Origin of the sequence: Desulfatibacillum alkenivorans DSM 16219 (genome assembly GCF_900142135.1) — a bacterium.
Taxonomy (GTDB): Bacteria; Desulfobacterota; Desulfobacteria; order Desulfobacterales; family Desulfatibacillaceae; genus Desulfatibacillum; species Desulfatibacillum alkenivorans.
Map to the genome: position 1 here is coordinate 68,768 of NZ_FQZU01000002.1, position 13,368 is coordinate 82,135.

The 13,368-nt window shown below is 54.8% G+C and carries 8 protein-coding genes; 3 read left to right on the plus strand and 5 right to left on the minus strand.

From position 1 onward, the window contains the following. Nucleotides 1–19: 19 nt before the first annotated feature. The 4 genes from BUE18_RS02305 to BUE18_RS02320 form a co-directional block, all read right to left on the minus strand. Entirely contained in the window at nt 20–1,681 is a 1,662-nt protein-coding gene (locus tag BUE18_RS02305; RefSeq protein WP_073472467.1) for a hypothetical protein, read from the minus strand. A gap of 91 nt (nt 1,682–1,772) precedes the next feature. Then, a complete protein-coding gene (locus tag BUE18_RS02310; RefSeq protein ID WP_073472468.1) occupies nt 1,773–2,171 on the minus strand; it encodes a hypothetical protein in 399 nt (132 codons plus the stop codon). Between the two features lie 103 nt (nt 2,172–2,274). Then, nucleotides 2,275–3,612, minus strand: a complete 1,338-nt coding sequence (locus tag BUE18_RS02315) for a hybrid sensor histidine kinase/response regulator (protein ID WP_073472470.1) — start codon at nt 3,610–3,612, stop codon at nt 2,275–2,277. Continuing rightward, nucleotides 3,605–6,085: a PAS domain S-box protein gene (locus BUE18_RS02320; protein WP_073472472.1), complete on the minus strand. Its 2,481-nt coding sequence runs from the start codon at nt 6,083–6,085 to the stop codon at nt 3,605–3,607. The genes BUE18_RS02315 and BUE18_RS02320 overlap by 8 nt, the downstream gene beginning before the upstream one ends. Nucleotides 6,086–6,336: 251 nt before the next feature. Here BUE18_RS02320 and BUE18_RS02325 point away from each other — a divergent pair, with 251 nt between their 5' ends. The 3 genes from BUE18_RS02325 to BUE18_RS02335 all read left to right on the plus strand — a co-directional run bounded on the left by BUE18_RS02325 (nt 6,337) and on the right by BUE18_RS02335 (nt 10,725). Further along, on the plus strand, nt 6,337–7,995 hold the full coding sequence (locus BUE18_RS02325) for a DUF4272 domain-containing protein (protein ID WP_073472474.1): 1,659 nt from the start codon (nt 6,337–6,339) through the stop codon (nt 7,993–7,995). Between the two features lie 104 nt (nt 7,996–8,099). Further along, on the plus strand, nt 8,100–9,317 hold the full coding sequence (locus tag BUE18_RS02330) for a zinc-dependent alcohol dehydrogenase (RefSeq protein WP_244549265.1): 1,218 nt from the start codon (nt 8,100–8,102) through the stop codon (nt 9,315–9,317). A 460-nt stretch (nt 9,318–9,777) separates the two neighbouring features. Next, on the plus strand, nt 9,778–10,725 hold the full coding sequence (locus tag BUE18_RS02335) for an RHS repeat domain-containing protein (RefSeq protein WP_073472476.1): 948 nt from the start codon (nt 9,778–9,780) through the stop codon (nt 10,723–10,725). A gap of 1,345 nt (nt 10,726–12,070) precedes the next feature. Here BUE18_RS02335 and BUE18_RS02345 read toward each other — a convergent pair. Continuing rightward, nucleotides 12,071–12,391 carry a hypothetical protein gene (locus BUE18_RS02345; RefSeq protein ID WP_073472480.1) on the minus strand — a complete coding sequence of 107 codons (321 nt, stop codon included), beginning with the start codon at nt 12,389–12,391 and terminating at the stop codon, nt 12,071–12,073. Between the last annotated feature and the right edge of the window lie 977 nt (nt 12,392–13,368).

A 13,368-nucleotide genomic window follows, 5' to 3' on the forward strand; every position in this document is an offset into this window, starting at 1 on the left:
TATGTCAGGCCTTTCGAAATTAAGGCGCTGGAGCCAGAGCATCAAGGTAATTCACCAGTTCGGGACCGGTATTCCGGACGTCACCGTTAACGGCGCCGTTAAACCAAGTAGTTGGGTAGCTGAAATGCGTATATGCCAGATACCTGAATACCAAAATGCCGTCTGTAAGGCTGTTAAAGTTTCCGTCTCCATCAATGTCGAGAAGTCCGCTATCAATTCCGCCTTGGATGTATGCTGCCAGCTCGGGTCCAGTTGTTCTAACATCGCCGTTAACAGCTCCACTGAACCAGGTGGTCGGGTAACTGAGGTGTGTATATGCCAGATACCTGAATATCAAAATGCCGTCCGTAAGGCTGTTGTAGGAGCCGTCCCCATCCACATCCAGCGTAAAGGCCGGGCCGACGGTGTAGGTGATGGGCGCGGTATGGAATGCGTAGCCAGCGTTGGGCGTAGCGGTCAGGGTGACAACGCTGGTGTCGCCTTCATTCAGCGTTATGGCGGAGGTGAAGTTCACAACGCCCAGAGTCGCCGGCAGGGCGCCGCCGGTCCAGTCGCCTGCGCCGGTCCACGTAATGGTGTAGGTGGCGGAAGCGGGCGTGCTCACGTCCGTGGCGGTGACAACCGAACCGGAAGCGGCGATCAGGCTGCCGATGCTGTCTATGGTCAGTTCGGTGGAGTCGTAGTTGATCACCAGTTCCAGGCCGTTCAGGTCGACTGCACTGTCCGTGGTGTAGTATTCCAGGTTGACGGCAAAGGACTCGCCGGCCGGAGCGCGAGGCTCGGAGGGATCGCCGGTGACCACCTGATACGGTCCGCGGTTATCCGTGGCCGGATCGTAGTTGTCCAGGGTCCAGGCTTGGTCCTGCACCTTGGGATTGGTATTGTTTTCGGAAGTCTGTTCGTATCTGTCCAGGTATCCGTCGTTGTCGTAGTCAGTTGTATCTGTAGCGGTGTCCAGATCGCCGAAATTGTCCATTTCCCACTGATCGTCAATGGAGTCGCCGTCCGTGGCCCACAGGCCGTCGTAGTCCTGAGCCGCGAAAGTGTTCAGGAGGACGGGGAATTCCTCCGGGCTGCCCGGCGTGTTGGCGCCAACCAGGACGGTCACGGCTTCGGGAGTCTGGCTTGCGTCCGAGGCGTCGCCGTATCCTGCGTCCGGGTTATACAGTTCGGTGGGCTTCAGGGTGACCTGAAAGGGGCCCAAAACCGCATCGTTGCGGACGGTGAACTTGGCGGTGAAGAGCTCCGGATCCGCGCTCTGAGGCGGGTAGGTTCCAGTGTCGCTGATGCCGGCGCCGGCGAAATACACCGTGCCCACGGTCCCGGAAACCACCGTGTTCTGGCGGTGGGTGTCCGTGGTCACGCTGTCCTTGGTGATGCTGAAGCTGAAGGACGTGACAATGGAACTGTCAACGGCCACGCCGTCCGCGTCCACCGCCGGGCCCGTGAGGACGTCGGCGGGGTATTGCAGGCTGAAAGCGGCGCCTGCGATTTCCTCATCGCCTGCGTCGTTGGAAGCCGAGATGGTCATGTATACGGTTTCGCCGGGCAAAAAGGCCGATTTCGGCGTGACGCCGTCCGAGGTGACGGCCAGGTCCAGGCTGTAAGCAGCCATGGCGGAGCCGAGGCCCAGGGCCATGCACACTGCCAGTGCGAGGGCTATAATCTTGACTGATTTCATGTTTCCTCCCCAAAATTACTGTGGACCGGCGGGCGCCGGCCGGGAACTGCAAAATAATATTAGAATTGATGTATGCGTTTTCTGGACGGAATCAGGCCTTGGGCGGCCGGAACGGGGGGGCGATTGTCCGATTGGAAAACATGACGGGCTTTTCGGAAAAGGCGGCGGCGCCGCCGTCCACGCCCGGCTGAACGTCCGGGCCGGGTAAATAGAGCGCGTCGGCGTTCTGGACCCCGTGGGAAACTTCCCGGCCCTGCCTGCCGAGCTCGTGGGTCAGGCCCGCCGCCTTGGAAAGGGCTGTCAGGGCCTGGGTCAGGTCGTTTTTAAAATTGGTGGAGGTCTCGGCCGAGCGGGAAAGGCTGGCCACGGCCCGGATGGACTCCATGAGGTCGGTCCGGGAATCGGGTGCAAACCCGTCCTTATGAAGGGACGGGCACGCCGCCGCCAGAATGACGAAGGAAAGCACTATGCTAAGGACATTGCGCAACATAAAACCTTAGGCACGCTCATGCATAGACGGACGCAAATCGTGCGTTCGATGAAAATATTTACCTGACTCCACCATCATTATGTATCAGTCAACAAGACTATTGTCAAGAATTCTGCGGCTGTTTGATGCTAATGTTTGGTTGTAACCGGCTGTCCCAGGGCGCTTTTTTCAAGGGTATTTCAAACCAGAATTCAGACCCGGAGTTCAACTCGCTCTTCACCCCCAGCGAGCCGCCCATGCCCGTGATGATCTGCCGGGTTAAAGTCAGGCCCAGTCCCGCCCCCATGTACGAGCGGGTGGCCGAGCCGTCCACCTGGGTGAAGGATTCGAAAATTTTCTCCAACATGTCTTTGGGAATGCCCACCCCGGTGTCGGCGACGGAAAATCGGATAATGGCCGACTCGGCATGATCCGTGGACCGGACGTCCACCTGGATCCTTCCCCGGGAGGTGAACTTGATGGCGTTGCTCACCAGATTGATGAGGGCGCGGCGGATTAAAAGCGGGTCTCCGACCAAAGCGGGGGGGATATGGTCCGAAAAGCGGAGCCGGAAATCCAGGCCCCGTTTTTTGGCCCGGGCTTCCAGGGCTTCCAGCGCTTCGCTGATGTGGCTGCGAAGATTGAATTCCTCCGGGCTGATCTCCAGGTCCCCCTCCTGCATGCGCACGTAGTCCAGGATGGCCTGGATGATTTCCAGTTCGTTCATGGCGCTTTGATGCGCCACTTGGGCCAGCTCCTGCTGCTCGGCGTTCATGGCGGTCTCCAGCAAAAGCTCCAGCATGCCTTTCACCCCGTTCATGGGCGTTCGCAATTCGTGGCTGACGTTGGCCAGGAACTCGGCCTTGCACCGGTTCGCCTTTTCGGCGGCCTCCTTGGCCATGGCCAACTCCCGGGTGCGTTCCTCCACCAGCACTTCCAGCTCGCACTGCTTCAACTCGGCCTGCCTGGCGTTGCTCCACTTTTGCGTGAGCGCGGCCGCCAGTTGGGCCACTTCCATGCTTTCAAAGGGCTTTTTTAAAATCAATAACTGATGGGAGTCTCCCAGGCGTTTGCGGATGGCTTCCAGGGAGTAGTCCGAATAGGCTGTGCATATGACAACCTCCACTTTGGGGTCGATCTTCCAGATTTCCTGGATGGTTTCCAGGCCGTCAATGCCCGGGGGCATGCGCATGTCCACAAATGCCGCGGCGAAATAGGCGCCTTCCGTAACCGCCTGCCGGATTCTTTCCACTCCTTCCTCTCCCTGGAGGGCGTGTTCCAGGTCGTAGATCGGAGCGCTGGAAGCGGTTTTGGGCTGGGAGCCTAATATCATGGCTTTTCTGGCGTCCAGATCAGAGGTGTCAAGCGGCCTGGCCAGTATTTTTACGTAATCCCTGTGGATATCCGGACTGTCGTCAATAATAAGGATCCGCTTGTTAAAGGCGGCGGTCGGTTCAGGCATCTTTCCTTCCTCCGTCATTGCTGGGTATTCTCATGGTGAACGAAGCTCCCCGGCCGGGTCCTTCGCTTTCGGCGAACAGGCTGCCTCCCATTTCCTGGGCCGCCAGGGCGCAGGAATGCAGGCCGAAGCCGTGGCCTTTTTTCTTGGTGGTGAATCCGTATCTGAATAAGCGGGACATGTTTTCCCTGGCAATCCCTTCTCCGTTGTCCGTCACCCGGACCGAGGTGAAGCCGGGGCTGTCGGAAAAGAGGCTTACGGTCAACGTGCGTTCCTCTTCCGCCGTGGAATTCAAGGCATGCCCGGCGTTGGCAACCAGGTTCATCAAAATCTGGGTGAGTTTGTGCCTGTCCGCCGCAACCTCCGGGACCGGTTGATAGTTTCTGACCACTTGGATTTTGTTTCTTTTCAGGCCGGCCGCGTTGATGGTCAGGACCTCCTCCACCACGTCTTTCATTGAAAGGGGCTCCACAAGGCCGGGAACCTTGCTCCATTCCTGCTGGGTTTTGACGATTTCGGAAATATGGGAGGTGTATCCTGAAAGCTCTTTGATCTCGTTGAGCAAGGCGCTGCGCTCCTCCGCAAGATGCAGGGAAAGATCATGTAAAAACGGAAGAATTTCCCGGCCGTGGCTGTCATGAAAGAGAAAGTGCGGCAAGGAGTCCTCATGCTGCTTCACCAGGTTCATGACCTCCCTCAAATCGTTAATGCGGGAATCCTTGACCTTACGCTGCATCACTTCCGTGGAAATGTTCACGCTGTTAAGCACGTTGCCCACGTTGTGAAGCACGCCCGTGGCCACCTCGGCCATGCCGATCTGCCGGGCCGTCTCTATGAGCTTGGCATGGGTTTTTTTCAGCTCCGCCTCCGCCCGCTTCCGGTCCGAGATATCCCGCATGATGTGCACCGAAGCGGTGATGGCGCCCTCGGCGTCCCGGATGGGAGAGGTGCTCACGTGCAGGTGGGCGCCCAAATTGTCGTCGTACACTTCGGCGTCATGATATTTGCCGTCCGCCAGGGACAGGACGTGGGGGCAAAAGGCCGGCGGTCCGCTGGCGCCGTGAACCACCTGAGCGCAGGAAGCCCCCGCCATTTTGCCGGGGGTGGTTCCAAAGGCGGCGGCCATGGCTTTGTTCACCCGGACTATCTTGTGGCTGCTGTCAATGATGGCGATGAGGTCCGGCACGGCGTCGAAGGTCCGCTCCCATTCCTTTTTGGCCCGAATGATGTTTTCTTCCGTTCTTTTTCGTTCGCTGATGTCCCTGGCTACGCCCACCACAAAGGTTTTGGAGTCGGCCTCCCCCGAAGACAATGAAATCTCCATGGGGAAAACCGCGCCGTCCCCCCGCATGGCGGGAAGCTCCAGGATTTTGCCCATGGCGGCGTCCGGTTTTCCCGTGGAAAAATAGGACCGGAGATACTGGGGATGGTTTTTCCGGAATTCCGGCGGCATGAGGGGCTCCAGAGGCTGCCCCAGCATTTCCTCCCGGGTCCGCTGGAACATTTTTTCTCCCGCGTGGTTGAACAGCGTGATCCTGCCGGTCTGGTCAATGGCGATGATGGCGTCCCGGGTGGTGTTGATCAGCGTCTGGAGCAGATTCTCGCTTTTTCGGAGGGCCTCCTGGGCGGATTCCAACTCATCGATGTCAATGAGCCGCTTTTTGGATTCCTCCATGTTTTGAATCATCCTTGTCAGAGCCTCGCCCATGCGGACGATTTCCACGTCCCCCTTTTCCTCTATGGAGACATTCAGGTTGCCTTTGCCGATTTCCATGGCGGCCTTTACAAGATTGTCCAAGGGCTTGGAAATGGAACCGGAAACGACGACGCCCTGGAAAACAGCGAAAATCAGAGCGCCAATGGCAATCGCCAGGATTAAAATCCTTGTTTTTGAGGCTATCCGTGCGGCGGACTCGGTGAAATTCCGGAGGTTGTCTTGCTCCATACGCGTCAGAGATTCAAGGCTGGTTATCAATTCCTGCTTGGCGATGCGCAGAGAGTTTTCCTGATCCATCACCGCTTGGGGCATGAAATCCGGACTGAAAGATCCCGACTCTTTCATCCGCTCCATGTGATACCCTTCGTTCATGGCCAGATAACTTCTCAGCGTCTGGTTAAAGGCGGCCGCCTTCTCCCGGACTTCCCTCTCCCGGCCCTTCGCCTTCTCCCTGTTCGGGTCGTTCTGGACTATCCCGGAATATTCCTGCAAACCCGACTGGATTTCACCCAGCGCTTCCAGGGCTTTGATTCTGTTTGCTTCCTCTCCTCGAAGGGTGAAACGGAGCGCCTGAACGCAGGCCTCGTGGGACGAACCTGTGATGCGTTCAAGCAAAAGCGTGTGGGGAATATTATCGCGTTCGATTCTGCGTAAGGCTTCTCCCAATTTGTTGACGGCGTCCAATCCGATCAGGCCCACAAAGCCTGTCAGCAGCACCACGGAGAAAAAACCTATAAACAGCCTGTATATCAGTTTCATTCCTGTCCTCAATTTGTTGAGCCGGGCGGGATGCGGGAGTAAAGAAAAAGCCGCAGTCCGGTCCTGGAAATATCTTGTAATTAGGAAGCAATAATCATACCGAAAAGGTTTATGTGATTGTCATAACCGCCCGGTCCCATGCGCGCTTTGAACGAATCACACAAAACCCTGCTTGCATTCAGCCGGGTCCTGGTGTTATCGTGCGGGATGATATTAACGCCGCTTAATTTATTCTCGGAGCCGTAGCAATCATGCCGCAACCCCTTAAAGCCAAAAGGGTTGACACGACTAAGTCCAATAATCTTGGATGCCTGATCTTGCTTGCTTCCGGGGCCGGCGCCGGCTACCTGGCGTACTTGTGGTTTGCAGGAAGGCCTTTCGCCTATTCCTCCGCCCCGGCGAATTTCTTGGCCCACGCCCTTCTGGTGATCGTCCCCGGCCTCATGGTCTACAATCACCTGTCCATTCCGGTGGAGTTTGAAAATCCCCCAGGCGAAATTCTCATTGAAGACGCCACGTACCTGACCTCATTGAAAACCGACTGGTGGATGTCCTTGATGCTGTGGCCGCCCGTGCTTTTGGGCGCATTGTTCACCGTCCTCCAATCCCTTGCCATCCTCAGCGGGGCGTCGTCCGATCTTCCCACGCAGCCCTATTCGGCGCTGTTCACGGCCTTTTTGTCCCTGGGGCTCTTCTTTTTCTTCGGAAATGTGATCAAGCTGAAAGCGCCTTTTTACGTTGGCGAGGAAGGCTTGCGGGCGGGCGTCTCCTTTTTTCTGGAATGGGATGAAATAGACCACATGCAGGAAAAGCAGGGCGTGTTCCTGGTGTATACCGTGTACAATCCCAAACTGCCCATCGCCTCCTTAAGGCCCTTTTCTTCCCAAGCCTTGCAAGCCTTGCTTGAAATGCTCAACCAAAAGCAGGTCAAAGGCATGGAGCAGACCCCGCCCGCTCTTGCGGCCGTGCAGGTTGTCATTTTTCTCGCCTTCTCCGCTATGACGGCCCTGGGCCTGGCTTTGTGGATGCTGTACGATTGGGATCCGCGATGGGTGATCGTGTTCCTGTTCGTCCTGGGAGTTTTGTTCAGCCTGGCCTTGGAGAGGTTCCGGGGCGTCCATAAATTGACGCGCATCAAGCCGGAGGTCGGCGGAGAACTGCAGAACGCCCGGGCCGTGGCCCGCAGGGCGTTATGCCTGGCGGTCATGGTCAAACGGGGCAGGCTGGAAATTAAGCTGCGAAAATCCCAGGCAAGGGGCAACGAAAGCATCCATAAAGAGATTAACGAATTATACCAGTGGGTGAAGGACAACGCCCTTTATGAGGCCCTTGCCGACTCCGAATCCGCCCTCTTGCGCCGCATGGGCGGAACCTGGTCCCAGCAGGAAGCCGGCGCCGCATGCTGGCGGAACGAAGCTCTGGGGACGCTCTTGTGGGCCTTGGGCGCCGTGGAGGAAATCCCTCCCTACGACCATCCTTTTGAATGGGAGGACCTGTCCCAAAAGCTTCCCGTGCCGGCCGCCAAAGAGGATTTCCCGGCTCCGGACCCCGTGGGCCTGTTTCTGCATAAAGCCGTCATTAAGGACCCCGAGGAGATTGCTAACGCCCGGGAACTGGCGGAGCTTTGGCACTGGAGAGCCAGGACCACGCAGATCATGGAGCAGGGCGTGGAAGCCCCGGAAGGTTTTTCCTTTGAGCAGATCATCAGCCAGGCGGCCAATGCGGCTTATACGCAAAACGAAATCCCCCAGCCCCTGGGCGGGGATTTTCCCGTTTTCGGCAAGGCCTACGCCAGCCTGGGGCCTGAGGAGCTTCAACTGGCGGCATCCATCGCCAGGGAGCGGCATCTGGCCTTAAACTGGCTATGCATGTACGCCGAGGATTGGGACTCCACCCCTACGGATACCTGATAAATTCAGTTTGTCATTGCATTTTTGACGGCTTTTTGTGTAAATTCATCAAACACCCTTGTTCCCCTTGCACCATTTCCCCAGAACAAACCAAACGGAGGCCCATGATGGAAGCCCTGCAGTTTTCCTTTTCCGTTCCCAGGTTCATCGCCCTGAAAGCCATCAGCCCATTGAACAAAAAGGCCTATTATGACGGCAAACTGGCGACCGTCAAATTGGTGGACGTTCCCGAACCCCGGCTGCCCGGCGAGTCCTGGGTGAAAATCCAGGTCAAGTATTGCGGATTTTGCGGCAGCGACATGAACTTGATTTTTCTGAAGGACTCCCCCTCGGCCAGCCCGTTCACCTCCATGCCCTGCATCATGGGGCACGAGTTTTGCGGCGAGATTGTGGAAAAAGGCGCGGACGTCAAAGGCTTTGATCTGGGCGACATCGTGGCCGTGGCGCCCCATCTTGGGTGCGAAGCCCGGAAGATCAGCCCCATTTGCCCCAATTGCCGGACGGGCAGGCCCGCCAATTGCCAGAACATGGCCAAAGGCGCCCTGGCGCCCGGCATGTTCAACGGCATCTGCCGGGACGTCCCCGGAGGATTCGCCCCCTTTGCCGCGGCCCACCAAAGCCAGTTGTTCAAGATGCCCGAAGGCCTGAGCCCCCGCCTGGGCGCCCTGACAGAGCCGGCGGCCGTGGCCGTGCAGGCCGTCCTGGATAACCTTCCCGGAAACAAGGACAAGGTCCTGGTCATCGGCGGCGGAGTCATAGGACAGATGATCGTGTGGGCCTTGCGCGCCATGGGCCTGGAATGCGACATCACGGTCTCCGAGCCCTTTCCCTTTGCCCAGGACATGGCCAAAAGGGCCGGGGCTGACCACATCATAAAGGACGGTAACCTCTTCACCGCCGCAGCACGCATTACGGACGCCGAGCGCTACTCGCCGGTCATGGGCGACGACATCTGCATGGGCGGCTTCACCAAGATTTTCGACTGCGTGGGAACCGGCGCCACTATCAATATCGCCATGCGCTGTTTGGCCGGCCGGGGAGTTTTGTCCGTGGTCGGAATAGGGGACGACGTCAAGCTGGACCTCACGCCCCTGTGGCTGAAAATCCAGACGATCAAAGGGGTGTTCGCCTATGGATACAACATGGTGGACGGCAAGCGCGAGCACGCCTTCACCACCTCCATGAGGCTGGCCCTGGACCATTCCGAATTCCTGGAAAGCATGATCACCCATACATTTTCTCTGGGGCAATACAAAGAGCTGATCCAAACCAACCTGGACAAAGGCAAAACCCGCGCCGTCAAAACCATGTTTGCCTTTTAACGGCCTGAAACGCAGAAAACATAGAGAAAGACATAAAAAAAAGGGCCTCCGGCGGCAAACTTTTAAAAAAGTTTGATCAAAATTTTTTAAAATGGCGCTTCGCGCAGGGGGATAAAGGGAAGATAAAACGACAATGGGTCAATTTTACCGTTGACGTTTCAAAACGCAATGTAGCTTCAGGGCTTGCCCTGCGGTTTTTCGGGGCTGCGCTCGGTTTTGGGGCGGCTCCGGCAGAGTGTTTTTGGGGGGACGTCTTTGCATAATCGACTAACTTATTTATCAGCCTCGGCGCCAAAGTGGTCGTCAAGAGCATGCTGGACAAACCATAGACCCTCCGGTTGGGGCGAAAGCGTCACGCTTCAACGCCCCGGCCTTTTTTTCTCCTTGAATATTTCCGCCCATCCAAATTATCATACAAAAATAGGTTCGTAGTACCTTATTAAGGATGTTCCCAAAAACATTGGTTAGGCAATTAATCAAAGACGTCCCCAAAAAACACGACGCCAATGGAAACGTGGGGCAATTGATAAGCGCCGCCGATGGTACGCTCCATGCCACATATGAATATGACCCCTTTGGACGCCTCATCAACGCACAAGGTTCCAAAGCCAACCTGAACCCCTACCGCTTCTCCACCAAGCCCATGGACCAGCAGACGGGCCTCTATTATTACGGCTACAGGTATCTTGATGTTGAACTTGGCAGGTGGGTGAATAGAGATCCAATTGAGGAAGAAGGCGGGTGGAACCTTTATGGATTTGTTGCAAATATGTGTACTAACACTTTAGATCCTTTGGGAAAGGTTTATGGTAAACATCCCAATATCTCAACATACGACATTGATTACGGCGGCCCAGGAGCACGGCCGTCTCCTCCTAAAGGCGGTTTGCAGGACCAATGGGAAAGATACCAGAGATGGAAGGAATGGTCGGAACAGTATATGGTCCCAAAAGAATGGGATTTTAAAGGTTCATGTATATATGCATCAGGAGGAATTGCAATTGCATATGGGGAAATTATGTGCCTTGTATGGACACGTTGCATTAAAGGAAAACGACAAGCGGGATGGTTACACGGTCGCTTTTTGGGGCCTTCAGTTGGTCTTCCAGGAGTTACTATTTTTGATATAACTCAGCATTATGGTGATGGAAACCAGTATTATCAAACTCCTATTGGAGGTCCAAAACTTAGAGACTTGGAAGGTTGGTCAAGAGTTTCCACAGCAAGCACCGCACTGTTTGGCCTTGGCCATTCTCTAACAATTTTGAAGTTTGGTAAGACATATACGAGCCTGGATTTCGATGAACAGCATTCAGAACAAGTTGGATTAGATTGGAGCATGGATGCATTATGGCTTGGAAGGACCTGGTTGGAAAAAGAATGGACAGATCCTTGTTGTGAAAACTAACTTTAAAAAAAGGCTGACTAATGAGAAAGAGAATTATACTGTTTGATGTTATTTGGATAATCGGTTTAATAACCATATATGTTACTGCATATATACGAGGGAATTTTATGGAGATGTCTGGAGTATTATTTACTCTAATAAGCTGTACAATGATTTTTAGCAAAAAGTTATCTGAAAGTGACTCGAAAATTGGAAAGTTGCTATATTGGATTAGTTTAAATTTACTTCTTCCCAAAGATAGTTACAATTATATTAAATTTGGATGCGTGTTTTTGGTTTTAGGGATATTGGGTTTTATCAATGGTCGTTTTTATAATGAGCAAGGCTCTTCTTCAGTTCTTGAATTGACACCTCGGCAGTTAGCGGAAAGAGGATTTACAGACCCAATGGTTTGGTTAGTGTTTTTTCTGTTGATATTATTTGGTATTTATAATTCGAGGAAGGATTGACTTCGGGACTCTCGGGACGTCCCTGATTAATCGACTAACTCCATGAGTGGTCTCGGGGACGATGGTAAAAAGGAATAATTTGACTGGTTGGGCAAGCCTCCCAAGGGGGGCCTGAAACATAAAATTTTGGTTTTCGCCCGCACGCAGGGACGCGGTTTTGTTCCGATCCCTGTATTGGGCAGGGTCTTTGACATTCGAATAAAAATACGGAGATAAATGCGGATGGAGAGTTGCGCCGTTTGGTAGGACGGCGCCCCCTCCATCCGCTAATGATTGCCCCGTTGCCTGTCATCCTTAAGGGCGATCACGAGGATCTCCCCTACGCGGTCGCAGCAAGCAGCGCCCCTGCGGGAAATGTCGGACAGGCACGGACGTCTTGGGGACGTCCCTGATTAATCGACTAACTCCATGAGGGGTCTCTGGGACAATGGTAAAATAATAAAAATCTGAATAGTTGGGCAAACCCCCTGAAAGGGGCCTGAAACATAAATTTTCGGTTTTCACCCGCACGCAGGGAAGCGGTTTTTTTCCCGGTCCCTGTATTGGGCAAGGTCTTTGACATTCGAATAAAAATACGGAGATAAACCAGGCTGGGTATAACCGCGATCTGCCATTTTTTTCCCATAGGCAGGTTGAAGTTGCGCGGCGTTAATCAGCGACAGGACGGAACCATGCATATGGACTTCGGATGCGCTGTAACACTTCTCCCCTCGTCACTGCGAAGTACGTAAAGTACGTCTCATTTCTCGGGGATCGTGCGCCTTGCATCTCATCGCTTTTACTCAGCCTGGAGATAGATAGCGAGAGGGCGCCGTTTGGTGGGACGGCGCCCTCTCCATCCGCTAATGATTGCTCCCGTCGCCCGTCATCCTCCAGGGCGATCACAAGGATCACCCCTACAGAGGCGCATTACGTAGGGTGCGAATCTTGTATTCGCCCAGGCAGTAGGGCGCGAATCTTGTATTCGCCCCAACAACGGCGGTAATTTGTGCGATCACAAGGATCGCCCCTACGCGAGCGCGGCAAGCGCCAGCATTGTCAGTAGGGTGGCCGCGGCAGCGTCTTTGCTTTTTGCTGCCGGGGTCCGTAAGGACTCTTTTTTCATAAGGCAGGGGCTTGCATACATCCCGCAAAGCATGAACCACGGAACACACGGAAGCCACGGAGGGATCGTTTTCCGTGTCTTCCGTGTCTTCCGTGTCTTCCGTGGTTAACATTGTTGTTTTAATGGTCAGGGACGCTGGGTTCCCGATAAAGACGCTCGGGAATGACGAGCCCCCCCATCCTGACCTTCCCCCGCCGGTGGGGAAGGGACTTTATAGGATGCCGCTTCGCGGCGTTTATTTGGGTAGGCGCGGCAAGCCGCACTGATGTCGGAGCGCCCAAGGATGATGGATGTTTGACGGCCGTATTTTTATTCGAATGGAGAATGGCGCCACGGTATGCATTCCCACGTGCAACATGGGAACGAGAATAACGATGCATCCAAGGGACGCAAGGCATTTTTGGCGTTGGGAAAGAGATCCGGTCGCGCCTTTTGTGCTTCGCACCCAGGCAGGATACTACTCTGCCAGGGGCGCCCAAAGACAAGGACAGGGACGCTGGATTCCCGATAAGGACGCTCGGGAATGACGGCGAAAGAATATGGATGCCGCTTCGCGGCGGTATTTGTTGGGTTTCGCAGGCTCTACCCAACCTGCGATGTCAATGGGGCGCCATGGGGACGTAAAATATTTTTGGCTCCGGAATTCAGCCTTGCCTGAAAAAAATATGCTTCGCACACTGGCAAGATACTGCTTTGCCAGGGGCGCCCAAACGAATTAGGGCGTTCGGGAATGACAAATTGAACTTCGCTCTTGCGCGGAGCGCATTTTAAAGTTCTTTGCGGAGCTTTCTTTCAAGAAAGCGACCCGCCGGAGGCATTTTTTTAAGTAGTGCGCGGAGCGCCATTGAGAAGTTTTGATCCAACTTTTTCAAAAGTTGGCCGCCGGAGGCAATCTTTTGCCGAAGGCATGCTTTTTATATTTTTTTCATGCAGTTGCAGCAGTTCGATTTTTTATGTTTTTGGGGACGTCTTTATTTATCAGCCTCGGCGCCAAAGTGGTCGTCAAAGGCATGCTGGACAAACCATAGACCCTCCGGCTGGGGCGAAAGCGTCACGCTTCAACGCCCCGGCCGTTTTTTTTCTCCTTGA

Bases quoted from the DNA above. Each gene is read 5' to 3' on its own strand.
- BUE18_RS02305 (WP_073472467.1), bottom strand. From the start codon at position 1,681: ATGAAATCAGTCAAGATTATAGCCCTCGCACTGGCAGTGTGCATGGCC.
- BUE18_RS02310 (WP_073472468.1), bottom strand. From the start codon at position 2,171: ATGTTGCGCAATGTCCTTAGCATAGTGCTTTCCTTCGTCATTCTGGCG.
- BUE18_RS02315 (WP_073472470.1), bottom strand. From the start codon at position 3,612: ATGCCTGAACCGACCGCCGCCTTTAACAAGCGGATCCTTATTATTGAC.
- BUE18_RS02320 (WP_073472472.1), bottom strand. From the start codon at position 6,085: ATGAAACTGATATACAGGCTGTTTATAGGTTTTTTCTCCGTGGTGCTG.
- BUE18_RS02325 (WP_073472474.1), top strand. From the start codon at position 6,337: ATGCCGCAACCCCTTAAAGCCAAAAGGGTTGACACGACTAAGTCCAAT.
- BUE18_RS02330 (WP_244549265.1), top strand. From the start codon at position 8,100: ATGATGGAAGCCCTGCAGTTTTCCTTTTCCGTTCCCAGGTTCATCGCC.
- BUE18_RS02345 (WP_073472480.1), bottom strand. From the start codon at position 12,391: ATGTTAACCACGGAAGACACGGAAGACACGGAAGACACGGAAAACGAT.